The 26,157-nt window shown below is 57.0% G+C and carries 26 protein-coding genes and 1 riboswitch; of the genes, 7 read left to right on the top strand and 19 right to left on the bottom strand.

The features are described from left to right. Together VDP81_RS15300 and VDP81_RS15295 are read right to left on the bottom strand one after the other, a co-directional pair. Positions 1–398 (bottom strand): hypothetical protein (locus tag VDP81_RS15300; RefSeq protein WP_323012756.1); only part of this gene is annotated, 398 nt, incomplete at its 3' end. Between the two features lie 382 nt (positions 399–780). Next, complete coding sequence (locus VDP81_RS15295) at positions 781–1,218, bottom strand: cupin domain-containing protein (RefSeq protein ID WP_322995020.1); 438 nt, start codon at positions 1,216–1,218, stop codon at positions 781–783. 207 nt (positions 1,219–1,425) lie between these two features. Between VDP81_RS15295 and VDP81_RS15290 the strand changes: the two genes are divergently transcribed. Further along, a complete protein-coding gene (locus VDP81_RS15290; RefSeq protein WP_322995021.1) occupies positions 1,426–2,112 on the top strand; it encodes a heavy metal response regulator transcription factor in 687 nt (228 codons plus the stop codon). Between the two features lie 3 nt (positions 2,113–2,115). Next, the gene (locus VDP81_RS15285; RefSeq protein ID WP_323012755.1) at positions 2,116–3,552 is read left to right on the top strand and encodes a heavy metal sensor histidine kinase; all 1,437 of its coding nucleotides are present in this window, start codon (positions 2,116–2,118) and stop codon (positions 3,550–3,552) included. A gap of 10 nt (positions 3,553–3,562) precedes the next feature. On the opposite strand, the gene VDP81_RS15280 is transcribed toward VDP81_RS15285, so the two are convergent. Next, on the bottom strand, positions 3,563–4,759 hold the full coding sequence (locus VDP81_RS15280; RefSeq protein ID WP_322995023.1) for a tyrosine-type recombinase/integrase: 1,197 nt from the start codon (positions 4,757–4,759) through the stop codon (positions 3,563–3,565). A 141-nt stretch (positions 4,760–4,900) separates the two neighbouring features. On the opposite strand from VDP81_RS15280, the gene VDP81_RS15275 reads away from it, so the two are divergent. Continuing rightward, the gene (locus VDP81_RS15275) at positions 4,901–5,947 is read left to right on the top strand and encodes a DNA-binding protein (protein ID WP_322995024.1); all 1,047 of its coding nucleotides are present in this window, start codon (positions 4,901–4,903) and stop codon (positions 5,945–5,947) included. A 444-nt stretch (positions 5,948–6,391) separates the two neighbouring features. Here the strand turns inward: VDP81_RS15275 and VDP81_RS15270 are convergent, their stop codons facing one another. From VDP81_RS15270 to VDP81_RS15255, 4 genes are all read right to left on the bottom strand, one after another. Beyond that, the gene (locus tag VDP81_RS15270) at positions 6,392–7,321 is read right to left on the bottom strand and encodes a LysR substrate-binding domain-containing protein (RefSeq protein WP_322995025.1); all 930 of its coding nucleotides are present in this window, start codon (positions 7,319–7,321) and stop codon (positions 6,392–6,394) included. 41 nt (positions 7,322–7,362) lie between these two features. Beyond that, entirely contained in the window at positions 7,363–8,538 is a 1,176-nt protein-coding gene (locus VDP81_RS15265; RefSeq protein WP_322995026.1) for an ABC transporter substrate-binding protein, read from the bottom strand. A gap of 20 nt (positions 8,539–8,558) precedes the next feature. Beyond that, on the bottom strand, positions 8,559–10,451 hold the full coding sequence (locus VDP81_RS15260; RefSeq protein WP_322995027.1) for an FAD-dependent monooxygenase: 1,893 nt from the start codon (positions 10,449–10,451) through the stop codon (positions 8,559–8,561). 398 nt (positions 10,452–10,849) lie between these two features. Then, on the bottom strand, positions 10,850–11,419 hold the full coding sequence (locus VDP81_RS15255; protein WP_322995028.1) for a TMEM165/GDT1 family protein: 570 nt from the start codon (positions 11,417–11,419) through the stop codon (positions 10,850–10,852). A 9-nt stretch (positions 11,420–11,428) separates the two neighbouring features. After that, positions 11,429–11,609, bottom strand: a riboswitch (yybP-ykoY riboswitch). Positions 11,610–11,725: 116 nt separating this feature from the next. On the opposite strand from VDP81_RS15255, the gene nadA reads away from it, so the two are divergent. Beyond that, entirely contained in the window at positions 11,726–12,862 is a 1,137-nt protein-coding gene (nadA, locus tag VDP81_RS15250) for a quinolinate synthase NadA (RefSeq protein ID WP_323012754.1), read from the top strand. Beyond that, complete coding sequence (gene nadC / locus VDP81_RS15245) at positions 12,859–13,734, top strand: carboxylating nicotinate-nucleotide diphosphorylase (protein WP_322995030.1); 876 nt, start codon at positions 12,859–12,861, stop codon at positions 13,732–13,734. Before nadA ends, nadC begins: the two co-directional genes overlap by 4 nt. A 2-nt stretch (positions 13,735–13,736) precedes the next feature. Here nadC and nadB read toward each other — a convergent pair whose 3' ends face one another. Then, positions 13,737–15,362 (bottom strand): L-aspartate oxidase, encoded by a 1,626-nt coding sequence (gene nadB / locus VDP81_RS15240; protein WP_322995031.1) that lies wholly within the window; start codon positions 15,360–15,362, stop codon positions 13,737–13,739. Positions 15,363–15,474: 112 nt separating this feature from the next. Then, positions 15,475–15,810 carry a c-type cytochrome gene (locus VDP81_RS15235; RefSeq protein WP_322995032.1) on the bottom strand — a complete coding sequence of 112 codons (336 nt, stop codon included), beginning with the start codon at positions 15,808–15,810 and terminating at the stop codon, positions 15,475–15,477. 216 nt (positions 15,811–16,026) lie between these two features. On the opposite strand from VDP81_RS15235, the gene VDP81_RS15230 reads away from it, so the two are divergent. Further along, complete coding sequence (locus VDP81_RS15230) at positions 16,027–16,515, top strand: redoxin domain-containing protein (protein ID WP_322995033.1); 489 nt, start codon at positions 16,027–16,029, stop codon at positions 16,513–16,515. Here the strand turns inward: VDP81_RS15230 and VDP81_RS15225 are convergent. From VDP81_RS15225 to VDP81_RS15200, 6 genes are all read right to left on the bottom strand, one after another. Beyond that, positions 16,472–17,257: a slipin family protein gene (locus VDP81_RS15225; protein WP_322995377.1), complete on the bottom strand. Its 786-nt coding sequence runs from the start codon at positions 17,255–17,257 to the stop codon at positions 16,472–16,474. The two genes, VDP81_RS15230 and VDP81_RS15225, sit on opposite strands and share 44 nt — an antisense overlap. Next, the gene (locus VDP81_RS15220; protein WP_322995034.1) at positions 17,257–17,589 is read right to left on the bottom strand and encodes an NfeD family protein; all 333 of its coding nucleotides are present in this window, start codon (positions 17,587–17,589) and stop codon (positions 17,257–17,259) included. Before VDP81_RS15220 ends, VDP81_RS15225 begins: the two co-directional genes overlap by 1 nt. A gap of 26 nt (positions 17,590–17,615) precedes the next feature. Further along, on the bottom strand, positions 17,616–17,993 hold the full coding sequence (locus VDP81_RS15215) for a DUF488 domain-containing protein (RefSeq protein ID WP_322995035.1): 378 nt from the start codon (positions 17,991–17,993) through the stop codon (positions 17,616–17,618). A gap of 2 nt (positions 17,994–17,995) precedes the next feature. After that, positions 17,996–19,399, bottom strand: coding sequence for a class II fumarate hydratase (fumC, locus tag VDP81_RS15210; protein WP_323012753.1), 1,404 nt, complete (start codon positions 19,397–19,399; stop codon positions 17,996–17,998). A gap of 76 nt (positions 19,400–19,475) precedes the next feature. Continuing rightward, the gene (locus VDP81_RS15205; RefSeq protein ID WP_323012752.1) at positions 19,476–20,522 is read right to left on the bottom strand and encodes a type I glyceraldehyde-3-phosphate dehydrogenase; all 1,047 of its coding nucleotides are present in this window, start codon (positions 20,520–20,522) and stop codon (positions 19,476–19,478) included. Beyond that, positions 20,515–21,480: a D-2-hydroxyacid dehydrogenase gene (locus VDP81_RS15200; RefSeq protein ID WP_416233275.1), complete on the bottom strand. Its 966-nt coding sequence runs from the start codon at positions 21,478–21,480 to the stop codon at positions 20,515–20,517. Before VDP81_RS15200 ends, VDP81_RS15205 begins: the two co-directional genes overlap by 8 nt. Before the next feature lie 136 nt (positions 21,481–21,616). Here VDP81_RS15200 and VDP81_RS15195 point away from each other — a divergent pair, with 136 nt between their 5' ends. After that, entirely contained in the window at positions 21,617–22,228 is a 612-nt protein-coding gene (locus VDP81_RS15195; RefSeq protein WP_323012751.1) for a glutathione S-transferase family protein, read from the top strand. A gap of 265 nt (positions 22,229–22,493) precedes the next feature. Here the strand turns inward: VDP81_RS15195 and VDP81_RS15190 are convergent, their stop codons facing one another. Genes VDP81_RS15190 through livH form a run of 4 tightly spaced genes read right to left on the bottom strand, consistent with a single transcriptional unit; the run spans position 22,494 to position 26,114 of the window. Then, positions 22,494–23,195, bottom strand: coding sequence for an ABC transporter ATP-binding protein (locus VDP81_RS15190; protein ID WP_322995040.1), 702 nt, complete (start codon positions 23,193–23,195; stop codon positions 22,494–22,496). 2 nt (positions 23,196–23,197) lie between these two features. After that, positions 23,198–23,962 (bottom strand): high-affinity branched-chain amino acid ABC transporter ATP-binding protein LivG, encoded by a 765-nt coding sequence (gene livG / locus VDP81_RS15185; RefSeq protein ID WP_322995041.1) that lies wholly within the window; start codon positions 23,960–23,962, stop codon positions 23,198–23,200. Then, complete coding sequence (locus tag VDP81_RS15180; protein ID WP_322995378.1) at positions 23,959–25,188, bottom strand: high-affinity branched-chain amino acid ABC transporter permease LivM; 1,230 nt, start codon at positions 25,186–25,188, stop codon at positions 23,959–23,961. The genes livG and VDP81_RS15180 overlap by 4 nt, the downstream gene beginning before the upstream one ends. Further along, positions 25,185–26,114 carry a high-affinity branched-chain amino acid ABC transporter permease LivH gene (gene livH / locus VDP81_RS15175; protein WP_322995042.1) on the bottom strand — a complete coding sequence of 310 codons (930 nt, stop codon included), beginning with the start codon at positions 26,112–26,114 and terminating at the stop codon, positions 25,185–25,187. The genes VDP81_RS15180 and livH overlap by 4 nt, the downstream gene beginning before the upstream one ends. Between the last annotated feature and the right edge of the window lie 43 nt (positions 26,115–26,157).

The following is a 26,157-nucleotide window of genomic DNA, read 5'->3' as shown; positions in this document are numbered from 1 at the left end:
CATCGCAGAAAGGCGGCTGCGGTCAGTGCGACAATAGCCAGCATGGTGAGTACTTGCCATGTGATGAGAGCGCGTCGGTCTGCGTACGAGCCATGCGCATGCAGCAATAAGGCGATGAGTACGAGCGCCATAATCGCGCACGCTATTTTGATCGCTAGCGCCACGATGGCGATACCATGAATGTCGGGTAGCTGGCTGTAGAAGTAGAGGCTTACCAGGCCAAACAAAGTGCCACTGGCAATTTGCGCGACCCACCCAACCAGGGTCAACCACAAGATGCGGCGCTCATGTTTGGTCTGGCGGTTGATCAGGAAATAGAGCGGCCCAGCAACCACGGCCACCGCACCGAAGTTGTGGGCAACCTGTGTCAGCGCGTAAACGAGGTTTTGCCAGTTCAAAGCGCCTATCCGACGTTAAGATCGACGCAGTCCTCGGCGCCAGTAGCGACATGGGCTCTATTTGCCACCTTGATGCAGACTGTATGCTTTCCTGGTGATAGATCCATGCCATCAAGCGTGAAGCCACCCTTGAGCTGGCGTGTTTGCCCCATCAACTCACCATCCATGTAAACGTGCAGGTGGTCGACATTGGGCCCAGGGGTCGCACTGAAAACGAGCTCGTTTGGATTTTTAACATTGAGCGTCACACCGCTCGCTTGTGGGGCAGTGGCAATAGTCCTCTCGGCGCCTAGGCTAGGGGATCCCAATAAAACCGATCCTGAGACCAATGCGACCAACAATGTTAGTGCTCGAATAAATAGCATGCAGGTTCCAAAATTCGTTATTGAGCCTTGGGAGTGTCCCAGATGACGAGGTTGTGATCATTGGTGTCCGCAACGAAAATGGCGAGTAGCTTTGCTGGCTCGGTATCGCTCGCGTTTTCGCTGATAGCATGATGATCACCTGGGTTCTCAGACCAGCTTTCGCCTGCGTGAAAGACGATCTCCTTGCCATCATTGACTTTGCTGCGAATCGCGCCTGACAGTACGTAGGCGACAACGAATGCAGCGCCGTGGCTGTGTGGTGGAGATTTGACGCCTGGCGCGTAGTCGACAACGACTCCGGTAAGTGATTTGCCTGGGGCGTTGGCGATAGCTTGTTGGAAGGCTTGCGTGATGCCTTGATCCTGCTGGGAGGGGTCAGCCGCTAGCGTTGTGAAGCTTGCAGTGGCTAAAAGGCTGGCTGCTGAGATAGCCAACGATAAAGTTCGTATACTCATTTTTTGCCTCTTGCACATGACTTCATGTGTTTCTGCTTTTAGGATAGGCGCTTTCTATTGAAAATGCACATTACAGTTTTGTAATCTGCCCGTCATCGTCCTGTCAGGTGGGCGTGAGTAGAGTCTTACCTGGGTTTAGGCAATTCTTAGGCAGAGCGCTGTCCGCGAGTTGGGTGTAATACAGAAGAGCGTCGCAGGAGCGATCACATGAAATTGCTCGTTGTTGAAGATGAAATAAAAACCGGTGAATACGTGCGCCAAGGCCTGATGGAGTCCGGTTTCGTGGTCGACTTGGCACGCACAGGCCTGGATGGGCGCCATCTCGCACTCACGGAGTCCTATGACTTGATCATTCTCGATGTCATGCTCCCAGACGTTGATGGCTGGCGTATCCTTCAAACCTTGCGTGAGGCGAAGCTGTCTACGCCTGTGCTTTTTCTGACGGCACGCGATAGTGTGGAGGATCGTGTCAAAGGCCTGGAGCTGGGTGCTGACGACTATCTAATCAAGCCCTTTGCGTTTTCGGAACTACTTGCACGAGTGCGTACGTTACTGCGCCGGGGCGCTGTGCCAGTTTTTAATGATCAGCTGCAGGTAGCGGATCTCGTGCTGGATATCCCGCGCCGACAGGCGAGGCGCAAGGAGATGCGTATCAATCTGACCAACAAGGAGTTCGCCCTTTTGGAGCTTTTGGTTCGGCGCCAGGGCGAGGTTTTGCCGCGCTCACTCATTGCGTCTCAGGTATGGGATATGAATTTTGATAGCGATACCAATGTGATTGATGTCGCCATTCGCCGCTTGCGAGCCAAGATCGACGAGGCCTTTGAGCCCAAGCTCATCCATACCGTGCGGGGTATGGGCTATATGCTCGACGTCAGTAGCGACGTCAACTAAGCCGTGGCGCACCGTCCAGCCTCTCTGGCGCTGCGCCTGACTGTCTCTATTGGGGCAGTCATCACGGTGGTTTTGCTCACATTTGGGTGGACGGTTGAACGGTCTATCAATGATCACTTTGTCCAACAAGACGTCGACGAGCTCAATGCCGTGGTTCAGGCCCTACAGCAATCGTTGTCGTCCCGCCCGCTAGACGAGGATCCTGCGGCACTTCGGCGTCGGTTGGCCGCTGCGGTCTCGGGACATCATGATGCTGAGTTTCGTGTATCGGACGAGAGCGGCGCACTGATCTATGCGACGCCTGATTCCGATCTCGAAGGATTCGCCCGCCTGCCACCGTCGACTGAAGAGATTGATATCAGCTCCGTCAAGATCTGGCGAGATAAGGGCCAGACGTATCGAGGTGCTGTCATACAGATTGTGCCGCATGGAGCTCCTGACAATGCGCCCTTGACCGTTGTCGTTGCGACAGATATCGATTTCCATTTGCACTACCTTGAGAGCTTTCGTGATTACCTGCGGTTGATAACGCTCGCCGCCTGTCTTTTTGCCATCTTGGCCATTTGGTTCGCGGTGTATCGAGGTCACGCGCCAATTCGGCGTATCAGTCGTGAGATGAGGCGTATCAAGTCCGATCAATTGCATATTCGGCTCGAACCGGAGGCTGTGCCGGTTGAGCTGACGGAGTTGGCGGCATCGTTCAATGACATGCTGGATCGCATCGAGGGTGTTTTTCGCAGGCTCTCCAATTTTTCAGCCGATATCGCCCATGAGCTGCGTACTCCGATTACCAGTTTGAAGACTCAAACAGAGGTAGCCCTGTCCCAGGTGCGTAGCGTCGAGCAGTATCGCGAAGTCCTGTACTCCAGTTTGGAAGAATACGAGCGCATGGCGAAAATGGTGAGCGACATGCTGTTCTTGGCGCAGGCGGACAATAAGCTGCTGAAGCCCGAACTGGTGACTGTCGACCTTGCTGCGGAAGTGCATAGCTTGTTTGATTACTTTGAGGCGTGGGCAGAGGAGTGCGCGGTGGCGCTCGTTTTAGATGGATCGGGTGTGTGCGTACAAGGTGATCGTCTGATGATTCGCCGTGCCTTGAGCAATCTATTGTCTAACGCGATTCGTCACACCCCCAAAGGCGGTGCGGTCAGGGTCTCAGTGAGTTCGGCTGGCGACAAAGGGGTACTCCGAGTGGAGAACCCGGGATCTGCGATATCACCTGAACATCTACCTCATCTTTTTGACCGATTCTATCGGCCAGATGCCTCAAGGCGGCGCAGCGGCCAGGGTGCGGGGCTTGGGTTGGCGATTGTTAAATCGATCATTGAGGCACATGACGGATCGATCACAGCGTCCTCCTCGGGCAGTGTAATCACGTTCGAGATGACTCTGCCCACGCTAATGCATGCTGCAGATAACGCTGCGACTGAACCGCGATAACACCACTAAGCTACCACTGAATTTTGTGATGTTCTTCGGTCTCGCGGTGTCGCGCGTCATCCGAGGAATGCAGGTAGGTATTGGTTGTGCTGATGGACTCGTGCCCGAGGTTATCCCGGACATGACGCAGATCCACCTGGTTATTGGCCATGTGGGAGCCTGCGGTGTGCCGTAGCCAGTGAGCCGAGGCTTGTTCAACCCTTTGCGCTTTCGACTCAAAGTCAATGCCTCGTGCTCGGACCCGGGTAGCGGCTTCTTTAAAAATATGCTTAACAATACGATGGACTGCTGCGCGGGTGAGTGCGCGCGTCTGGCGACCGATCGGTAGCAAAAGCGGCGTAAATTCACCGGGAATAGGGAAGGGCGCCAAGCCCTTTTCACGCCGATAGCGCGCCAACTCGATCATGAGCTCGTGGGTAGCGGGAATGATCCGGGTTTTCTCGCCTTTACCAGTCACCTCCAGCCACCAGCGCTCCTCGCCATCCTTATCGCGTCGGCAAAAGAAGCCACCCATGGTATTTTGAGTGACTTCCGAAATACGCAGCCCGCATAGGTAGAGCAGGGAAAATAGCCAACGCAGCCGAAAATAGTGCTCACGCTCACGGTCGGAATCACGTGGCAGGGCATCAATGGCGAGTTTTACTTCGCTCCAGGCCTCGTCATCCAGGTAGCGCGTGACGCGCGGCTTGGCCTTACGAGCGCGCTGGCGCGAGAGCGATAACGGATTGCCTGCCAAGTAGCCAGCCGTCACCAGCCAGGAAAACATCCCGTTCAGAATGATGATGGCCTGACGACGACTCGTGGGCGCCAAGGGGCCGGCGAAGGGGCGCCAATCGGCATGCGTGCGGCCCACCTTACGCCCGGAGCGCATGACCCATTGGGCCGCGGGCTGGGGATCACTCAAGAAGTGCTGATAAGCCAGCAAGTCTTCGTGCGTGAGCGATGACACCGGCTTTTGCATTGCGCCAGTCGACCACAGCAGGAGGCGCTCAGCTTCCTTACGGTAATTATTGAAAGTGTTGGGAGAGTCCATAAAGCGCGCCAACCAGGCCGTAATGGCATCGACATCGGTGGTAGCAGCGATCTGGGGCCGATTACCCATGGCGCGGTTCGTACCAGCGCGTCCGTCCAGTTCTGGAGAAACACGCACAGCCTCGAAGGGCGAGGGCGGAGTAAGCGCTGCTGAAAATTCATTATTTGAGGCCATGTCCAGCTCGACGTAAGCAGAAGATCGTACTCTCTGTATAACTTGACATTATACCAATAATGTCAAATTATCAAGAAAATAAGTCATGTATTTAACGTATTACGTAGTATTATTTCTTGAATTATTTTATGGATTGTTGCCATGGCCACGGATATCGCCACGGATGCGGCGCTTTCGCGAGATGTCGAGGCGTTACGCGAGCGCTTCACCCAGACTCAAGAGCTTTATCGTGAGGTCTGTGCATTGCTGTTCTTTCGATATGGCGTCACACCGACAGCCAATAAGCTCTATCAATTAGTGCGCAAGGGCAGCATGAGCGCACCGGCTGAGGCGCTGACCAGGTTCTGGGGGGATCTGCGCGAAAAAAGCCGCATACGCATTGAGCATCCTGATTTGCCGGAAGCCTTGAAGAGCGTCGCGGGTGAACTTATTGCCACGCTATGGACAAGCGCCCAAACGGCTGCTCAAGAGTCACTGGCAGCGTACCGTGCCGAAGTCCAGGAAGAGGTACTCCAGGCAAAGGCCGATCTTGCCTCAGCGGAAGCTGAACGAGACGCTGCACGATCGGCGGCGCAAGGCGTTAAGAGTGAGCTTGAGCGGGCGAGACAAGAAATAGGTACTCAGTGTGAAAATCTAGCAGTCGCGGAAGAAACGCGGAATTCATTGCTCGCAAGGCTTGATGAAGCGAAGCATGAAAACACGGTATTACAGCGCCAGCTTGAAGATGCTCGCCGTGATTTTGCTCTTGAGCTCGACAAACAGCGCACCTCGATGCAGTTAGCCGAAGAACGCTCACGTGCCTCTGAAAAACGCATGCTTCTGGATATGGATCGTGAGCGTACCACCTTGGCAAAGCTTCAGAAAGAGCTTGATGCCCATGCCGCTGGAGCTTTACGCACGGTTGATCAGCACAGACAAGAGCTTAATTTACTGCAGCAGGCGCTCGGCGATAGTCGCCAAAAAAATGGCCAACTGGAAGGCGCTCTGCAAACAGTGACAGCAAGCCTGGAGCGCGCGGATACCGAGGCCAAGCAAATGCAAACCCAATTAAGCGAATCCAGCGCTCAAACAGTGCTGTTTCGTAGCCAGGCCGAAGGTTGGCGCCGTCAATTCGAAGAATTGCAAGAGCTCCAAAGAAAAAACGCACAAACAACCAAAGCAACCGCACGAAAGCCTCGCCGACCCTGAGCAGCGATATTTCGACAGATATGGCTAGCTGGAGCCTATCTAGATGATGCTTCCAAAAGATATAGATTTGATCTTCTAGACGGTGGCGGCAGTATCCTTGTCGATGCCGTGCAATAGAGCGGTCACAATCGTCTCACGAGTTGCGCCTGGCACGGAGAGGAATGGAACTAAACTTCCCACCAACATGCAAAACACCCATGTGGGGAATTTGGTTCAGAGCATTTTTTGACAATTCCACCTTGGAACTAAAGTTGGCAAGAGGATGCCACGCATCAATTTGCTAACTTTAGTTAGCGAAACTCGACCGACTTTAGTTCCGAGCACTGCCGACCTGAACGGGGTTGCTTTAGAGCATTCTTTTATTCGCATAATGTGTATTATGTAAAGTCATGAACAGAGTGACTGTTGCAGCTAAGATCATTCCTGTCGGCAGCTTGGCCCGGACTACGATTTCGGTTTATTGGCTGCTGTCCTAATGCAGTCCAGCGTTCGCTCTACCGAGTCCGGTAATATTTCGTTTTTGCGCCAATAGATCGAGACAGACCCTGTACCTTGCAGCGTCAAGGGCAAGATACGCAGCAAATCCATCTTCGACAAAATAAGCGCGGATCGGTGCGATGCCGTGCCGATGACATCGCTATTGTTCAGCAAGGTGATATTGGCAATGACAGAATTGGATTCGATATAGTTGGTAGGCAGCGGGCAGGCTGCCGCCTGCAGGGCGTCTTCCAGGGCTTTGCGGATGGGCGACCCCTGGGGCCAAACAATCCACTGATACTGTCGGATGTCATCCCAGTGGATGTCATCACGCAGCAACAATGGATGGCCGCAGCGCGTGACCAGATCCACAGATTCGGTGTACAGGACTTCACTGTGGAACGCGGGCTGATCTTCGATGGTGGACACGGTGCGCCCCAGGACGATGTCCACATCCCCCTGGGCCAGTTTTTCCAGCAACAAATCCATCGTGCCTTCGATCAGATCGATGCGCAGGCCCGGCATGCGTGCCGCCATTTCGAGTACCGCCAACGGACCGGCTTCGGTAGCGGCAACCCCGGACGCCCCCAGAACCACGTGCCCCGCCCCACCCTCGCTGAGAATCTGCATATCGGTGGCGGCGCGATCCAGTTGTGCCTCGATGCGGCGCGCATGGCTGATCAGTACCCGCCCGTGTTCGGTGGGGATCAGGCCACGAGCGTGTCGGGCAAACAGGGTCAGGCCGATGTCTTGTTCTAGTTCTTTTAGCCATTTCGACAGCGCTGGCTGCGTTGTGTGCAACTGTGCTGCCGAATGGCTTAAGTTATGCGTTTGCGCCAAATTCAGTAAAAACCGCAAATTTCGCAAACGGATGCGGTCGGTCCAGTTAGTCCCCATGACAGACACCTACGATACCGCCGCAGCCTTGGTGCAGTACCTTATTTGCCGGGATCCTTGACTGCCTCGAAGGTGTCGAATTCGATATTTTGCAGGGTTCCATCCACGCGCTCTAGTTTACGAATGTATTCATTCTGTACGATATCACGCGTGTCAGGGTCAATGCTGACCGGCCCCCGTGGGCTTTCCCATTGCAAGCCTTTTACCGCCGCAATAAAGGCGGGGGCGCTGGCATCTCCCTGGGTGGCTTGCAGGGCCTTATAAATCAATTGCATTCCATCGTAGCCACCCACCGACATGAAGTTTGGGCGTTCTCCCGGGAAATTCTTGGCGTAGGCCGCCACAAACGCCTGGTTTTCGGGTGATGCATGGGCATCGGAATAATGAAAAGCCGTGATCAGGCCCAGGGCTGCATCCCCTAAAGCCGCCAGGGAATTTTCGTCCGTCATGTCACCCGGGCCGATTCCCTGGATGCCCTGCTTATCCAGGCCCAATTCGCGGAAGTTTTTGGCCAATGACACCATGGAGCTGCCGGGTGGCACAAAAAAGAACAAGGCATCCGGCTTGCTGTCTTTGGTGCGCTGCAAAAAGGGCGAATAATCGGCTGTGCTGACCGGAGTGCGGACTTCTCCAACGATCTGCCCGCCCAACTCGGTAAAGGTTTTTTTGAATTGGTTCTGGGCATCGTGCCCTGGACCATAATCGGCCACCATGATATAGGCGGAACGGATACCTTCTTTGTAGGCCCATTGCGCAATCGCCCAAGAGCTTTGCGGCAGGGTCATCGATACCCGGACAATATAAGGCGATTTTTCTGTGATGGACGACGTTGCCGCATTCATCACCACCATGGGGGTTTGGGATTCAGTGGCCAGGGGAGCCACGGAAAAAGCATTGGGAGTCAGGTCAAAGCCGGCCAGAATGTCCACCTTGTCCTTGATCAGCAGTTCCTGGGCCTGGCGCTTGGCAACGGCTGGTGCGATACCGGTGTCGTCCTTGATGATCAACTGGATTTTGCGTCCGGCTACGGTATCGCCGTGCTGCTGCATATAGGTCTGAATACCGTTTTTGATTTGTTTGCCATAGTCGGCATAAGGGCCCGACATGGACAGCACCAAGCCGATTTTCAGGTCTTGATCTTGGGCCTGTGCCGTGGTGGCCGCCAAAACCATCCCTGCCGTCAGGGCAATGGCACTAAGGGTGTGTCGCAACTTCATTGGTCTTCTCCGAAAGTTTATTAGTGTTGGGGCAAGGCAAAGGTCTTTAAAAAACGGGTCAGCTGATCGATTGCGCTCAGAGGCAGCACATGCGCCACGTACTGGTCTGGTCGTACGATCACCACCGCCCCTTGGCGGCTGATTTTGCGCCGCTCAAAAATATCGTCGTCCGGTAAGGCGGCGTAGATATTTTCATAATCAGACAGACGATATGGGCCCACCCGGGGAATAAAGGCCTGGGGGACTTGGCCGATATCGATCTGGGTGTGGTTTTGCTGATAAATGACCTTGATATCAAACCAGGCGTTTTCGTCCAAATCAGCAGGGGTAAAGCCGCGCACCGGCGAATCGGGGGATTCATCCAGCCAGCGCCCCAGCGTCGTAGTGGCCGAGTCTTGGCCAGGCAGGGCCGCGTCGGCAAACACATAAAAGCGCCAACGGCCATCGGCAGTGGCCTCGTGGCCCAGATGGCGGCGATTCGCATCAGCCACCCGCATGACTTCGGCAGACCAGAATCGCTTACCCACCGGAAAGCCTGCGGCCAAAGACCCATCGTCCGGCGTGGCATTGATCATCGAGGGCGCATATTGCGTCATGAAACCCTGGGCAAACGCGGTAATCTGCAAATAGGCATCTTCAAATTCTTCTTGGCTGGAGAATTCCTCCGGGGACTTCGCCATTTGGGCGGCCCAGCGTTTGTCCTGTTGGATCAAATCATTGCCGATTTGTTGGCGTTCCGTACTGTAGGTGGACAGCAGGGTATCCGGGCTGCGTCCTTCCAGTACGTGACCCAGCTTCCAGCCCAGGTTGAATCCATCCTGCATGGATGCATTGGTCCCCTGCCCGGCCTTGGCACTGTGCGTGTGGGCGGCATCGCCGGTAATAAATACGCGCGGCATCCGATGGTCACATTGCTCCTGGGGTACATCGTCAAAGCGCTCAGAGACCCGGTGCCCGACTTCGTAGACGCTATACCAGGCCACATGGCGGATATCCAGACGATAAGGGTGCAGTATTTTTTGTGCCCGGGCGATGGTGTCTTCGACCGGGGTGCGGCGCACAGCCCCATCATCGCCTGCCGTGACATTGCCCAGATCTACATACAGGCGGAATAAAAACCCGCCTTCCCGGGGAATCAACAGAATATTGCCGTCATTTTTAGACTGGATGGCGCACTTCACCCGAATATCCGGAAAATCCGTTTCGGCCAAGACATCCAGCACTCCCCAGGCGTGATTGGACGATTCGCCCTGCAAGCGCCAGCCCAGCGCTTTGCGTACCCCGCTGTGCGCCCCATCGGCCCCAATCACGTATTTGGCCTGGATGGTACGTTCTTGCCCAGCTTGAGGGCCCGCCGTTGGCGCGACCCGGACTGCTACGGGATAATCCCCGTCAGACATGATTTCCATCCCCAGGAACTCCAGCCCGTAGTCCGGAGCCATGCGGGTGGGGGCATTGGCCATGAATTCGGCAAAATAATCCAGAACCCGCGCATGATTGACGGTCAGGTGAGGATATTCGCTGATCTGATTGGGATCTTCGTCCAACCGGGAAACCCGGCGGATATTGTCTGGTGCCACGGGATCTGGCCGCCAGAAGGCGGTTTCCGTCACGTGGCAGGCTTCGGCCATCAAAGATTGGGCAAACCCAAAGGCATTAAAAGTTTCCAGACTGCGTTTCTGCATGCCATCGGCCAGGCCGATTTCCAGTCGATGAGGGCGGCGATCAATGATTCGGGTGCTGACCCCAGGAAACTGTGACAGCTGGGCGGCTGCAATCATGCCCGCCGGCCCTGCCCCGACGATCAGCACATCCACTTGATCAGGCAATGCGGCGGATCGTGTCAAGCCCTCTCCGGCGGGCGGCAAAATCCTGGGATCGTGGGACACATAGCTGTGGTGATGATATTTCATATGGTCTCCTGGGCGTAGAGCGGCCCTTGGAATCTGCTGGGCCAGCAGATTTTTTTATAAAATTAATTGAGAAGCCCCCCTGGGAAATCCATTTCTGGATCGCCTCGTACAGCATCAAGAGATTTTTAAAGCCGCCAAGACCTGTTTTCCCTCATGCAAGAAAGCCTTGAAGAATGAACTCATTCAAAGCACCCATGCATTGAGGGGGTAAACATAGTTTATGAGTAAAGCGCGTGCTTTACTGTTTTTTAAGGATGAAGTTTTATTATTATTAATATGAAAATCGATATACCGGAATTCAAATATGCCATACGGATATGGCATAACAGAAATAAAGATTTTAAAAGTCCAAAATTAATTTGCTGGATTAATATAGGTTTGGGTGATTATGAATAAGCTTAAAACCAGCCCATCGCACTCAGCAAAGATCCTACGCCAATCACGGCAAACAGCGCCGCTGCCCCTGCATGCACCCATTTGACCGGCAGGCGGTCAGCTGCCTTGGCGCCCAGATAGACGGCAGGCACATTGGCCAGCATCATGCCGATGGTGCTGCCGACGACTACCAACAGTATGTCGTTAAAACGCGCGGCCAATGCAATCGTGGCGATCTGGGTCTTGTCGCCCATTTCAGCCAGAAAGAACATCACAATAGTGGCCATCAGCACGCCCATCTTGTGCATGGGCTTAAAGTCTTCGTCGATTTTGTCGGGTATCAGCAGCCAGATCCCCATCAGCACAAAAGACACCCCCAACACCCACTTCAGCAGCACGGGGTCCAGGAGTCCAGCCACCAGCACGCCCACCGCGCCGGCCAGGGCGTGATTGGCCAAGGTAGCAATCAGGATGCCCAGGCAGATCAAGCCGGGCCGGTGATAACGAGCAGCCAGCACGATGGCCAGCAATTGGGTTTTGTCGCCGATTTCTCCCAGGGCAACCACCCCGATGGAGACCAGAAGTGCGTCCATTTTTGAATACTCGGGGCGAACATGACCACGCCTTCCGTCGGCCCCTTGCGACGGGAAACGCAGTCAGCGGTCTTGCCAGGCCTGGGTATGCCCCAAAGGCTGCTGGTGCCATGGTCGAGCGACCAAGTGTGTTGACATCAGCCCAGCGGACAAACAGTCCTGCTGGCGGCTACTCCCCGATGACGGGTGCCGCATTATAGTCTGTGCCGGATCGAATAGCATCCAGGCCGGGTGACAGAGCGGACAACCCGCCTGGCTTTGGCGTATGATCCCCAGGTCTATCCTGTCCTTTTTCCATATCACATCATGCCTTCAGGTACCCGAATCGTCGAATTCGATCGCCCGGACATGGCCAGTGGGGCGCTCGGCACTGCCGAGGCCTGGGCCCGGGTCAATCCTCCTGTGTCTCCGGAAGAACGCGAGTTTCAAAAAACCCGCATCCGCAGCCTGCTGAAATCCCGCAATGCCGTGCTGGTGGCCCACTACTATGTGGATGCCGATATCCAGGATCTGGCCGAGGAAACCGGCGGCTGCGTGTCAGACTCCCTGGAAATGGCACGCTTTGGTCGTGATCACGGCGCGGATACCCTGGTGGTCTCCGGCGTGCGTTTCATGGGCGAGACCGCAAAGATCCTCAGTCCTGAAAAACGTATCCTGATGCCGGACCTGGACGCGACCTGTTCACTGGACCTGGGCTGCGATCCGCTGGCATTCAAGCAGTTCCGCGCCCAATACCCGGATCGTACCGTGGTGGTCTATGCCAACACCAGTGCTGCCGTGAAGGCCCAGGCCGACTGGATGGTGACCTCATCCATTGGGCTGGATATCGTGGCCGATCTACACCGTCAGGGCAAAAAAATCCTCTGGGCGCCGGATCGCCACCTGGGTTCTTATATTCAGCGTCAAACCGGCGCCGACATGGTGCTGTGGCAGGGCTCCTGTACGGTGCATGATGAATTCAAAGGGATCGAGCTGGATCTCATGCGCCAGGAACACCCGGACGCCTTGATCCTGGTGCACCCGGAATCCCCTGCGGGCGTGGTCGCGCTGGCCGATGTCGTGGGGTCTACTTCGCGTCTGCTGGCTGCCGTCCAGGAATCCTCCGCCGATACATTTATCGTGGCCACTGACCAAGGCCTGCTGCACAAGATGCGCCTGGCCGCTCCAGACAAGACTTTCATCGCAGCACCGACCGCCGGCGAATCCGCCACCTGCAAGAGCTGCGCGCACTGCCCGTGGATGGCCATGAATTCCCTGAAAGGCATTGCGGATGCCCTGGAATTCAATCTCAACGAGGTCCACCTGGACCCCGCACTGGGCCAACGCGCCAAAATCTGTATTGATCGCATGCTGGATTTTGCCGCCGCCCATCGTCAAAAAATCCAGCCTGGTGCAGATCTTGCCCAAGAACAAGCCCTATTCGCCAAAGTCGGCCCTGCATGAAGACCCCTCAGTCCACCCTGCGTAATCCCCACGCCCCCTTCTCCCCTGCCCTGCGGGCTGCCTTCGAGGCCCGCATCGATCAGGCGCTGGCCGAAGACATCGGTACCGGCGACGTCACCGGCCTGTTGATCCCTGCCGATCAGGTCGAGGCTGCCCAGGTCATTGTGCGCGAACCCGCAGTGCTGTGCGGAGCGCCCTGGTTCGAGGCGGTCATGCACCGGGTGGATGACCGGATACTGCTGGATTGGGCCTATGCCGAGGGCGACCTGATGGAAGCCGACAGCGTGGTCTGTCGCTTGCATGGACCTGCGCGGTCCTTGCTGACCGCTGAACGCACGGCCTTGAATTTTCTGCAGCTGTTTTCAGGGGTGGCCACGGCCACCCGTCGCTACGCCGACCTGATCACCGGCACCAAGGCCAGCGTGCTGGATACCCGCAAGACACTGCCCGGCCTGCGCCAAGGGCAAAAATATGCCGTGCGGGTCGGTGGCGGAAAAAACCAGCGCCTGGCTCTGTACGACGGCGTCCTGATCAAAGAAAACCACATTGCGGCGGCGGGTGGCATTGCTGCTGCCTTGCAGGCCGCCCAGGCCCTGCCCTATCATATTCCGGTTCAGATCGAGGTCGAAAACCTGGACGAACTGCGCCAGGCCCTGGATGCCGGGGCGTCTTCTGTGTTGCTGGATAATTTTTCCCTGAATGATCTGCGGGCAGCCGTGGATTTGACCCAGGGCCGCGCTCTGCTGGAGGCTTCCGGCGGAATCACCCACGAAACTGTGCGCGCCGTCGCCCAGACCGGGGTGGATCGTATATCGGTGGGCAGCCTGACCAAGGACATACAGGCAACGGATTATTCTCTGCGTATTCTGTAAGTCTACCGGAAGCCATCCTCGGGGGTCATGACCGTCGGCAACGCACGCGGTAGCGTCCAGGGGAAATCCTGGCAATAATGCAGGCCGCGGCTTTCCTTGCGCGACAGTGCTGACGCCACGACCAGGGCGGCTACCTGGATCAGGTTGCGGCACTCCAATAGATCGCTGGTGACCCGGTATTCCTGGTAGTAAGCCTGGATTTCCTGCTCTAGCAGACTGATTCGTTGGTGAGCCCGGCCCAGGCGTTTCTGGGTCCGCACAATGCCCACATAATTTGACATCAGGCGCCGGACTTCGTCCCAGGCATGGGTGACCAGGACGGCTTCAGCGCCATCGCGTGCCCGGCTGTCATCCCAATCGGGCACTTCAATGGTGGTGGACTCCAGCGGCGGCTGGACATCGATGTCGTGCGCCGCATTGCGTCCGATCACCAGGCATTCCAGCAGCGAGTTACTGGCCAGTCGGTTTGCGCCATGCAGGCCGGTATAGGCGGTTTCGCCCACGGCATACAGGCCGGGAATATCGGTGCGGCCGTTCAGGTCGATGACCACCCCGCCGCAGGTGAAATGCATGGCGGGGACCACCGGAATCGGGTCGCTGGTGATGTCGATGCCGAATTCCAGGCACCGTGCCTGAATGGTGGGAAAGTGTTCGTGGATGAATGCCGGAGAGCGATGGCTGATATCCAGATCCACATGTGTCAGGCCGCGTTTTTTGATTTCGAAATCAATCGCGCGCGCAACCACATCACGGGGGGCAAGCTCCAGTCGCTCGTCATGCCATTGCATGAAGCGTTCGCCCGCCTGGACACCCGCAGTGGCAGGCAGGCGCAATACCCCGCCCTCGCCGCGCAGCGCTTCGGAAATCAGGAATGATTTTGCCTGAGGGTGGTACATGCAGGTAGGGTGAAACTGCATGAACTCCATATTGGCGACCCGGCACCCTGCCCGCCAGGCCATGGCGATGCCATCCCCGGTCGAGGTGTCCGGGTTGCTGGTGTGCAGGTAGACCTTGCCCGCGCCGCCCGTGGCCAGCACAACCTGACCCGCCAGGATGGTATCGACCCGGTCGGCCTGTTCGTCGTATACGTAGGCGCCCAGGCAGCGCGCCGGGGCATGGGCCTGATCCTGCCCCAGGATGCGGCTGGTAATGAGTTCAACCCCAGAATGGTATTCCAGCAAGGTGATGTTGCGGTGGGTGCGCACCTGCTGCTCCAGCGTCAACTGGACCAGATGGCCGGTTTCATCGGCGGCATGGATGATGCGCCGCTGGCTGTGGCCGCCTTCGCGGGTCAGGTGAAAACCGAGTTCCGCCCCCTGGTCCTGGGTGAATGGAACACCCAGCCCAATCAGCCACTCGATGGCAGAGGGACCTTGCTCAACAATATGACGCGTAGCCAGCGGATCACAAAGATCCGCGCCGGCCACCTGAGTATCAAGCACATGCTTATCGTGGCTGTCGCCCGAGTCCAGCACGGCGGCAATCCCGCCCTGGGCCCAATTGCTGGCACCGTCCAGCAGGGCTTTTTTAGACAGGACGGCCACCTTTTTGTCAGCGGCCAAGTGCAGGGCAACGGTCAGCCCGGCCAGTCCGCTGCCAATAATCAGTACATCATAATGTTGGTTCATCACGCTTTGAGTAACAGTGAATAAAGCGAAACAATCAATGCTGCCTCGGCTGCGCAGCAAAAAACCCTGCGGCAGCCAAAGGCCGCACGCAGGGTTGATCGATCAGCAAAAATTAATGGGCAGCGCCGGCCACCAGCCATTCGACGACGATCTGGGTGTCTGCAGGCGAGATGCCGACATTGGGCGGCATGGGGATGGGGCCGTAATTGCCGGTGCTGCCTTCCTTGATGTGCTTGGTCAGGATTGCGGCGGCGTCGGCCTGGTCCTTGTGCTTGGTAGCGACCTCTTGGTAGGACGGCCCGATGACTTTTTTGTCGACGGCGTGACAGGCCAGACAGGCGTTCTTGGCCAGGATAGGCTGGACCTGAGTGGCGTAGTCAGGGGCGGCATGAGCCGATTGTCCCAGAACGAAAAGAGGAACGCACAAAGCCAGTGCAAACAGTTTCATGATTGGATCTCCGATATTAAAAACATATAGGCTTGTGGCAGGGCTGCTGAAGGCTCGACCTCGTGACCGCCAGCATCACGACCGACGGCAAGCAGCATCATTACACCATAGCCTAGGCATGGATATAAAAATACTGCCATAGATTGTAGGTCTTCACAGAGTTTTGGGGCAGGCCTATGATAAAGGGGAAGCATGATTCTTTGACACGGAGCCACCATGACTAAAGGCGACATCATTCCCGATTGGGATATCCAGACTTGGCTGAATACGGACACGCCTTTGTCGCTGTCGGATTTGCGGGGTTCGGTGGTCGTGGTGCATGCGTTTCAGATGCTGTGTCCAGGCTGCGTATCGCACGGCATTCCTCAGGCAAAATCCATCCACCAGGCCTTTCCACCAGGGAAACTACAAGTGGTTGGCCTGCATACCGTGTTCGAACACCACGCGGCCATGACCGAGATCGCCCTGCGGGCCTTCATGCACGAATACCGCATCCGCTTTCCGGTAGGCATCGATCGTCCCGACCCACGCGGCAACCCGATTCCCCTGACTATGCAGGCCTGGCGCCTGCAGGGCACCCCGACGCTGGTCATTCTGGATGCACAAGGCCATGTGCGACTGCATCATTTTGGTCAGATTGAGGATTTGCGCGTTGGCGCGGTCATTGGTCAGTTGTTGACTGAGGCGGAATCGATTTCCCCATGAATCCGGCCAGCAGGTCAATCGGAATCGGGAATACCAGCGTGGATGATTTATCCCCGGCCACCTGGGTCAGGGTCTCCAAGTAGCGCAACTGCATGGCAGACGGTTCTCGCGCCAGGATACTGGCAGCGTCTGCCAGGGCCTGGGCAGCTTGGCGCTCGCCTTCGGCGTGAATGACCTTGGCCCGGCGCTCGCGCTCGGCTTCGGCCTGGCGGGCCATGGCCCGCACCATGGTTTCATTCAGGTCGATGTGCTTGATTTCGACGTTGGTGACCTTAATGCCCCAGCCATCGGTCTGGGCATCCAGGATGCTCTGCACGTCCAGATTCAATTTTTCGCGCTCGGTCAGCATTTCGTCCAATTCGTGCTTGCCCAATACGGCCCGCAAAGTGGTCTGTGCCAATTGACTGGAGGCTTCCAGGAATTGCTCGACCTGAATGATGGCTTTGGCCGGATCGACCACCCGAAAGTACACCACGGCATTGACCTGTACTGAAACATTATCCCGGGAAATCACGTCTTGAGGCGGGATATCCAATGTGACTACCCGCATATCCACGCGCACCATCTGCTGCAGGAACGGAATGATGATGATCAGGCCCGGGCCTTTGGTGCCGGTATAGCGCCCCAGCGTAAAGACCACAGCGCGCTCGTATTCGCGCATGATGCGAAACAAGCGAAACAGCACCAAGATCAGAAACAGCAGGATCAACAGGCTGATCCCCGAGCTCGCATTCAGAAACATCATGAGGATTCCCCTGATAAAACATCAACATCGTCGGCGAGAGGCTCGACGATCAGCAATAAATCATGGGCCTGTATCACCCGCACGGCTTGTCCCGGAGATAAAGGGCTGGTGCAGCGAACCTGCCAGACTTCGCCGCGCACCAATGCCCGGGCGCGGCCACGCGCATCGGTAGCCTCGGTGACTTCACCGACCATGCCGGGAAGCTCTTCATTGCCTCCCAGGGCGCGGCTGCGATGCGCCTGGATGGCGATCACGACAGCCAGGGCCAGGATCAGGGCCAGCAGAACCAGTGCCCACAATGACTGGGCACCAAAATAAACCAGCAGCATGCGGTCTCCTGTGAGATAAACCGCCGTCAAGAATTGGCGGCGGCGCGCCGCCGAGCCAGCATATCTGCCAATACCACCGCCTGATTGTGCTCGGTATCGTGTGCGCCGTACAGCAGTGTGATGGTTTGACCCTGGGCGGCCGCCAGGATTTCATCCATCAGGGACAAGGCATCTGCAGATTGGAGTTCGGCCGTGTAATCACGGCGAAATTGTTCCCAGCGTTCGACTTGGTGACCAAACCATTTGCGCAGGTCTGTGCTGGGTGCCAGGGTTTTTTCCCAGCGATCATAAGGCAAGCTTGCCTTGGATAGGCCCCTGGGCCACAAACGATCCACCAGCACCCGGTAGCCGTCGCTGTCGGCAGCAGGTTCATAAGCGCGTTTGATGAGCACAGGGGCAGTCATGATCAGCCTTTGCTGGGATGCGTCATATCCAGAGGGACGATCCATTCATCGTACTGCGCATCAGTCAGAAAGCCCAGCGCCAGCGCTGCCTGGCGCAGCGTGCTGTGTTCCTTGTGGGCCTTTTTGGCAATGGCGGCGGCCTTATCGTAGCCGATATGGCGGTTCAGGGCGGTGACCAGCATCAGGTTCTTGTTCAGGTTTTCCTCGATGCGCTGAATGTTGGGCTCGATGCCAACAGCGCAGTGCTCGTCGAATGCCAGGCAGGCGTCAGCCAGCAAGCCGATGCTTTCCAGGACATTGTGCACCATGACGGGCTTGTAGACGTTGAGCTGGAAATTACCCTGGGAACCTGCAAAGGCCACTGCGGCATCATTGCCGAAGACCTGGGCGCAGACCATGGTCATGGCTTCGCACTGGGTTGGATTGACCTTGCCCGGCATGATGGAAGATCCAGGCTCGTTTTCCGGGATGTCGAGTTCGCCGATGCCGCAGCGCGGACCGCTGGCCAGCCAGCGCACATCGTTGGCGATCTTCATCAGGGCGCCAGACAGGGTGCGCAGCGCCGCCGACATATTGACCAGGGCGTCGTGGGCCGACAGAGCAAAGAATTTATTTTCAGCGCTGCGGAAAGGCAGCCCGGTGATGTCGGCGATCCGGGCGGCAGCCAATTCGCCAAAGCGCGGGTGTGCGTTCAGCCCCGTGCCTACGGCGGTGCCGCCGATGGCCAGATCATAAATGCCCGGCAAGGCCACCTGCACGGTATCCAGGGCGAAATCGATCTGGGCCACCCAGGCGCTGATTTCCTGGCCCAGGGTGATGGGCGTGGCATCCTGCAAGTGGGTGCGGCCGGTCTTCACGATCGTGGCATAGGCTTTGGCCTTGGCATCCAGGGTCGCCCGCAGTTGGCCCACCGCCGGGAAGAAGTGCCGGGACAATTCGGATGCCACAGCAATATGCATGGCGGTTGGAAAGGTATCGTTGGATGACTGGCCACGATTGACGTGATCATTGGGATGTACCGGGGCTTTGCTGCCCATGACACCGCCCGCTAATTCGATGGCGCGATTCGAAATGACCTCGTTGGCATTCATGTTCGACTGTGTGCCAGAGCCGGTCTGGAACACCACCAGGGGAAATTCGGCATTGAGCTTGCCGGCGATGACCTCATCTGCGGCACGCACGACCAGATTACCGATATCCTCCGGCAGTTCGCCGAGTTCGGCATTGGCCTGGGCAGCGGCCTTTTTCAGGACCCCCAGGGCGCGAATGACCGGCGGCTGCCAGCGAAACCGATCGACGCCGATCGGAAAATTCTGAATGGAGCGCTGTGTCTGTGCCCCCCAGTAATGGACGGAGGGTACCTCGATGGCGCCCATGGAATCGGTTTCGGTACGGCAATCAGCCATGGTGAAAAACTCCTGTATCGTTTCGATTGAAGTGAAAAAAATTGGCTTGAATATAACGCGATATGGCGATACCCAATCAGGCAGCACGCGCCAGCAGCGCAGCCCAGGTTCGGGTAATGTCCAGCATGCGATTGGCAAATCCCCATTCGTTGTCAAACCACAGCAGCAGGTTGATGAAGCTGCCATGATTCACCCGCGTTTGCCCGAGATCCACCACGGCAGAATGGGGGTTATGGTTGAAGTCGATAGAGGCATGCGGCTGACGGGTACAGGCCAGCAGCCCGGGGTGTGCCCGGGCGGCGTCTTCCAGCAAGGCATTCAGGGCCTCGACCGAGGTGGCCGTATTCAGGTTGACGGATAAATCAATGGCCGAGACATTCAGAATGGGCACCCGGATGGCCTTGGCCTGGATTCTGCCAGCTAACTGGGGCAATAATCTTTCCACCCCCTGGGCCAGGCCTGTCGTGACCGGAACGATGGATTGCATGGCAGAGCGTGTGCGCCGCAAGTCCGAGTGGTGATAACCGTCGATCATGGGCTGATCGTTCATCACCGAATGCAGCGTCGTCAGATAAGCACTCTGGACCCCCAGGTGCTGATCCAGCACATGCAGTACCGGCACCACGGCATTCGTGGTGCAGGATGCCGCAGACACGATGGTCTGATCCGGTTGCAGGACGGATTCATTGACGCCATACACGATGGTGCAGTCCACGTCCGCTGCGCCGTGGCCCGGGTTGGACACCAGCAAACGGGGGCAGCCCGCATCCAGAAAACCCTGCAGATCACGGCGGCTGCCATAGGCACCGGAACATTCCAGCAATAAATCCAGCTTCAGGGCTTTCCAGGGAACCTGGGCGGGTGTGCGGGCATGAAATACCTGGATATCCCGGCCCGCAATCTGCAGACCGTTGTCATGGGACTCTACCGCTGCAGGAAACACCCCATGGGTAGAATCAAAATGCGTCAGGTAGGCCATGGATTCCAGGTCAGCGGGCTCGTTGATGGCCACGACCTGAATGCTTTGATGATGCGGGGACTCGATCAGGGCGCGCAAAAAGCAGCGCCCGATGCGGCCATAACCATTGATGGCAATACGTAAGGGCTGGGACATATCAGCCATGAAAACCCGCCACAACATTGCGTGGCATATCGCGACAAAAGGCCTCGATGTTATCGCAGACCTGTCGGGCCATGGCGCTGATGGCTTCCTGGCTGGCCCACGCCACATGCGGGGTCAGGATGAAATTCGGGTAGCTCAGTAATTTCATCAACGGATGGTCCGGCATGGGGGGTTCCTGGGTGGTGACATCAAACCCCGCTCCACTGATCTGGCCGGTCTTCAGCGCGGCCTCGAGGGCGAATTCATCCACTAAGCCGCCCCGGGCGGTATTGATCAGCAAGGGTTGGCGTTCCATCAGGGAAAACTCATCGGCGCCAATCATGCCCCGGGTTTGGTCATTCAGCGGACAATGCAGGCTGATGACGTCGCTGTTGCGCAGCACGTGCGTAAATGATGAATAGTCCTCGGCGGGCGAGCCTTCATCGCGGCGGGCGGCAAACTGCACGCGCATGTCAAAAGCCCGGGCGATTTCAGCCACGGCTTCGCCCAGCGCCCCACGGCCGATAATGCCCAGGGTGGAACCAGCCAGATCGCGAATCGGGAAGTCAAAGTAGCAGAATTGGCCGCTATGTTGCCAGCGGCCATCCTGCACCGACTGACGATAAGCCAATAGGTTGCGGCGCAGTGCCAAGATCAGGGCAAAAGTGTGTTCGGGCACAGTGTGCACTGCATAGTCGCGCACATTGGACACAATAATGTTCCGACGGTTACATGCCTGCAGGTCAATGTTGTCGGTGCCGGTGGCGGCCAGCGCAATCATGCGCAGGCGCGGTGCTTGCTGCAGCATGGCCGCTGTCAGCACGACCTTGTTGGTGACGACAATATCGGCATCATGAATGCGTGGCACAACCTCGTCGGCGGTGGTGCGGGCATGCGACACCCACTCGTGCGGCACATCGGGGGCTGGTATTTCCACCGATGCAGGCAAAGTGTCACGATCCAGAAAGACAATGCGCAAAGGGTTCATAAGAGCAGCCTTTCAGTGAATATGAGTTATTCAGGGAAACCCTAGTCTACTCTACTCTATCGGCATGTTCTGCCCATGTGCCGGTGGTATAACATGCTCTGAGCATCGAACCTTTTGCGGGAATCTCATGAAACTCTATTATTTTCCGGGCGCCTGCCCGCTGGTCACCCATATTGTCCTCGAGTGGATCGGCAAACCCTATGAAACCGAGCGCCTCACGCCCGAACAAACCAAAGAACCTGCCTACTTGAAGTTGAATCCCAGTGGCGCCGTACCTACCCTGGTAGACGGGGATTTCGTCCTGACCCAAAGCGCCGCCATCCTGGACTATCTGGCCGAACTCAACCCCAATGTCCCGCTGATTGGTGACACGCCTCAGGCGCGAGCCGAAACCCGGCGCTGGCTCAGTTTTTGCAACTCGGACATCCACCGCACCTTTGGTCTGGTGTTTGGGGCGCCTTACTTCAGCGGCGGCGACGAAGCCATGGCCAAAGTCCTGACCGCCAAGGCCAGCGATAAGCTGAAAAGCATGTTCTCGATTGTCAATGACCGCCTCAATGGCCGCGACTGGCTGACCGGCCAGCGTTCAGTGGCAGACCCCTATTTATTCGTGCTGCTGATGTGGGCCGACGCCAAACAAATCGCCCTGCCCGGCCTGGAAAACCTACGTAAGTTCCAACAGCGCATGCAAGCCGACCCCGGCGTCCAAGCCGCCCTGAAATCACAGGGATTGATCTGACTCAAGACAGCCCTAATGGGCTGTCTTGTGTACAGATCAATCGGAGCTGCCTGCAGGCAGCGACGTGGGCTGAGTCCCCTGACAAGACAGCCCCAATGGGCTGTCTTGTGTACAGATCAATCGGAGCTGCCTGCAGGCAGCGACGTGGGCTGAGTCCCCTGACAAGACAGCCCCAATGGGCTGTCTTGTGTACAGATCAATCGGAGCTGCCTGCAGGCAAAAAAACAGCCCAGCCTTAGCCGGGCTGTTTTTTTACACGAAACAATCAGGCCCCTAGATAGGCCTTGCGGACCTCATCGTTGACCAGCAGGTTTGCGCCGGTATCCGCCAAGACGACCTTGCCGGTTTCCAGCACGTAGCCGCGGTCAGCCACCTGCAGCGCCTTATTGGCGTTCTGTTCGACCAGAAACACCGTGACGCCTTCGTCCCGGATGGTGCGGATGATGTCGAAGATCTGTGCAATGATCAGCGGCGCCAGCCCCAAGGTCGGCTCATCCAGCAGCAGAAGCTTGGGACGCGTCATCAGGGCGCGGCCAATGGCCAGCATCTGCTGTTCACCACCCGACATCGTGCCAGCCCGCTGGTTGGAGCGTTCTTTCAGGCGGGGAAACAGATCGTAGACATGGTCCATGCTTTCTTCGGTCTGGATCTTGTCCAGAAAGAAAGCGCCCATGTTCAGATTTTCTGCCACAGTCAGGTCGGGAAATACGCGCCGACCCTCGGGAGAGATGGCAATGCCACGCTGCATCACTGTATGCGTGGGCTGCTCGGTGATATCCTGGCCCAGAAAGCTGATGCGCCCGGAACGTGCCCGGGGGTTGCCGCAGACCGTCATCAGCAAGGTGGTCTTGCCCGCGCCATTGGCACCGATCAGGGTGACGATCTCGCCCTGGTTGACCTCGACCGAGACATCGTTGAGAGCCTGGATGGCACCATAAAAGGTGCTGACGTTTTCCAGTTTGAGCACGGTTATTCCCCCAGATAAGCTTTGATGACGCGAGGGTCCGTGCGGACCTCATCGGGTAAGCCCGTCATGATGGGCTTGCCGTGTTCCATGACCAGAATGCGATCCGATACCCCCATGATGAGACTCATGTCGTGCTCGATCAACAGCACGGCGACGCCGTATTCCCGGCGCAACTGGTCGATCAGGGCGGAGAGATCGCGTTTTTCCTGAGGATTGAGACCGGCAGCAGGCTCGTCCAGCATCAACAGGCGGGGCTGGGTGATCATGCAGCGGGCGATTTCCAGGCGCCGTTGGTGGCCGTAGGCCAGATTGCCGGCCTCGCGGTTTGCATATTGGCGGATATCCATGAAATCCAGCCATTCGACAGCGCGTTTTTTAGCATCGGCCTCGGAGTGGCGGAAAGACGGCAATTTCAGGATGCCCTGCAACAGCCCGGTTTCCATCAAGGTGTGCTGGGCAACCAGCAGATTTTCCAGGACTGTCAGGTTTTTGAACAGGCGCACGTTCTGGAAGGTACGCACCAGCCCGTGGCGCGCAACCTTATGACTGGGCAAGCCGCCGATGGGCTTGCCATCCATGGAAATATCGCCGCTGGAGGGTTTGTAAAACCCCCCGATGCAGTTAAACACAGTGGTCTTGCCTGCCCCATTGGGGCCAATGATGGCAAAGACCTCGTTTTTGCGGACATCGAATTCGACCTGGTCCACCGCCAGCAGGCCACCGAACCGCATGGTCAGCCCACTGACTTTCAACAAAGATTCACTCATGATTCCAATTCCACTTGTGGGCGTTTTACCGGCAGCAGGCCCTGCGGGCGCCACACCATCATCACCACCATCACCAGACCAAAAATCAGCATGCGATATTCAGCGAACTCGCGGGCGATTTCGGGCACCACGGTCAGCAGCACGGCGGCCAGGATGACCCCCAGCTGAGAGCCCATGCCGCCCAGCACCACAATGGCCAGAATCAGTGCGGATTCGATGAAAGTGAAGGATTCTGGATTGACCAGCCCCTGGCGAGCAGCAAAGAAAGCCCCGCCAAAACCGGCAAACATAGCGCCCATGGTAAAGGCGGAAAGCTTGATGTTGCGCGGATTGAGTCCCAGCGAACGGCAGGCGATCTCGTCTTCTCTGAGGGCCTCCCAGGCGCGCCCGATGGGCATGCGGATCAAACGACTGGTGAAATACAAGGTAATCAACACCAGCACCAGGGCCATCAAATACAGGTAGGTGACTACATCCTGACTGTTGAAAGTCCAGCCCATCATTTCGTGGAAAGTCTGGCTGCCATCGGTAGTGCGGCGAACCATCTGGTAGCCGAAAAAGGATGGTTTTGGGATGCCGGAAATGCCATCGGGTCCACCAGTCAGGCCATACAGATTGATCAGCATCAGGCGAATGATTTCACCAAAGCCCAACGTGACGATGGCGAGATAGTCACCCCTGAGGCGCAGCACGGGGAAACCCAGCACAAAGCCAAATAAGGCGGATACCAGGCCGGCAAACGGAAGGGCTTCCCAGAAGCCCCAGCCTGCCCAGTGATACAGCAAGGCATAGGTGTAGGCGCCGGTGGCATAAAAGCCCACGAAACCCAAGTCCAGCAGCCCGGCAAAGCCCACCACGATATTCAGCCCAAGCCCCAACATGACGTAGATCAGGACCAGAGTGGCAATATCAACCTGGGCGCGGCCACTGAAAAATGGCCAGACAATGGCAAACAGCACCAGCACCATAATGGCGTTGTGCCTAACCTTGTCGGTGAGCGCAGGCATGGTGAAGCGCGGCGTGGTGCTTTTTTTGCGGTTAAGCCACAGAGGCCGCAGCATCTGCACGACAAACACCAGCACCATGCCACCGATGATCATGGACCATTCAGGCTGTAGATAGGTTTCCTGGCCTTTGCGCAGAATCTGCAGGCCATAGACAGGCGCGATGATGACGCCGGCCATGATGGCGGCAATCAGGGAATTTTTCAGGTTCTGCATTATCAGACCTTTTCGACCTCGGGTTTACCCAACAGCCCCGTAGGACGGAACATCAGGATGAAGACGAGCAGCAAGAAGGCAACAATGTCCTTGTACTGCGATGAAATAAAGGCGGCGGCGAAAGTCTCGGCCAAGCCCAGCAACACCCCGCCCAACATGGCACCTGGAATACTGCCGATGCCGCCCAGCACTGCGGCGGTAAAGGCCTTGATGCCGGCGATGAAGCCGATGAAGGGGTTGAGCTTGCCGATAGCCAATGCGATCAGCACCCCGCCCACGGCTGCCAGCATGGCGCCGACAACAAAGGTAAATGAAATGATCCGGCTGGTATCAATCCCCAGCAGGTTCGCCATGCCCAGATCCTGTGAGCAGGCACGGGAGGCCTGACCAGTGCGAGAGTATTTGATGAACAGGGTCAGCCCCACCATCATCAACACAGTCACCAGGATGATCAAGATGCGGGAATATGGTGCCGTGACGGAAAAATCACTGGTGCCAATTGTGAATTCGAACGAGCCGCTGATCAAGGCGGGAACCGCCATGTCCCGGGCGCCCTGCCCGGTGGCCACCCAGTTCTGCAGAAAGATCGACATCCCGATGGCGGAGATCAGGGGCACCAGCCGAGGGCTGTTGCGCAAGGGGGCATAGGCCACCTTTTCGACAGCATAGCCGTATACGGCAGTGACCAGCACAGCGACGATCAGCATCGCCAGCACCATGACGGGCAGCGGCAAACCGCTACCGACGCCGATGGCGGATAAAGTGACCAGGCCGACATACGCACCAATCATGTAAATCTCGCCATGGGCGAAATTGATCATGCCGATGATGCCATAAACCATGGTGTAGCCAATCGCAATCAGGGCGTAAATCGCACCCAGCGACAAGCCGTTGAACAGCTGTTGCGTCAATAGAGGAAGCAAGTCAGACATAATGGCAGGGGTCTTCTAAAAATCGGCCGAGCTGAACAGCCCG

It is taken from the genome of Castellaniella sp. (genome assembly GCF_034675845.1).
GTDB lineage: Bacteria > Pseudomonadota > Gammaproteobacteria > Burkholderiales > Burkholderiaceae_B > Castellaniella.
Note: the sequence above shows the minus strand (reverse complement) of the source record. Positions and strands in the feature narration are given on the sequence as shown.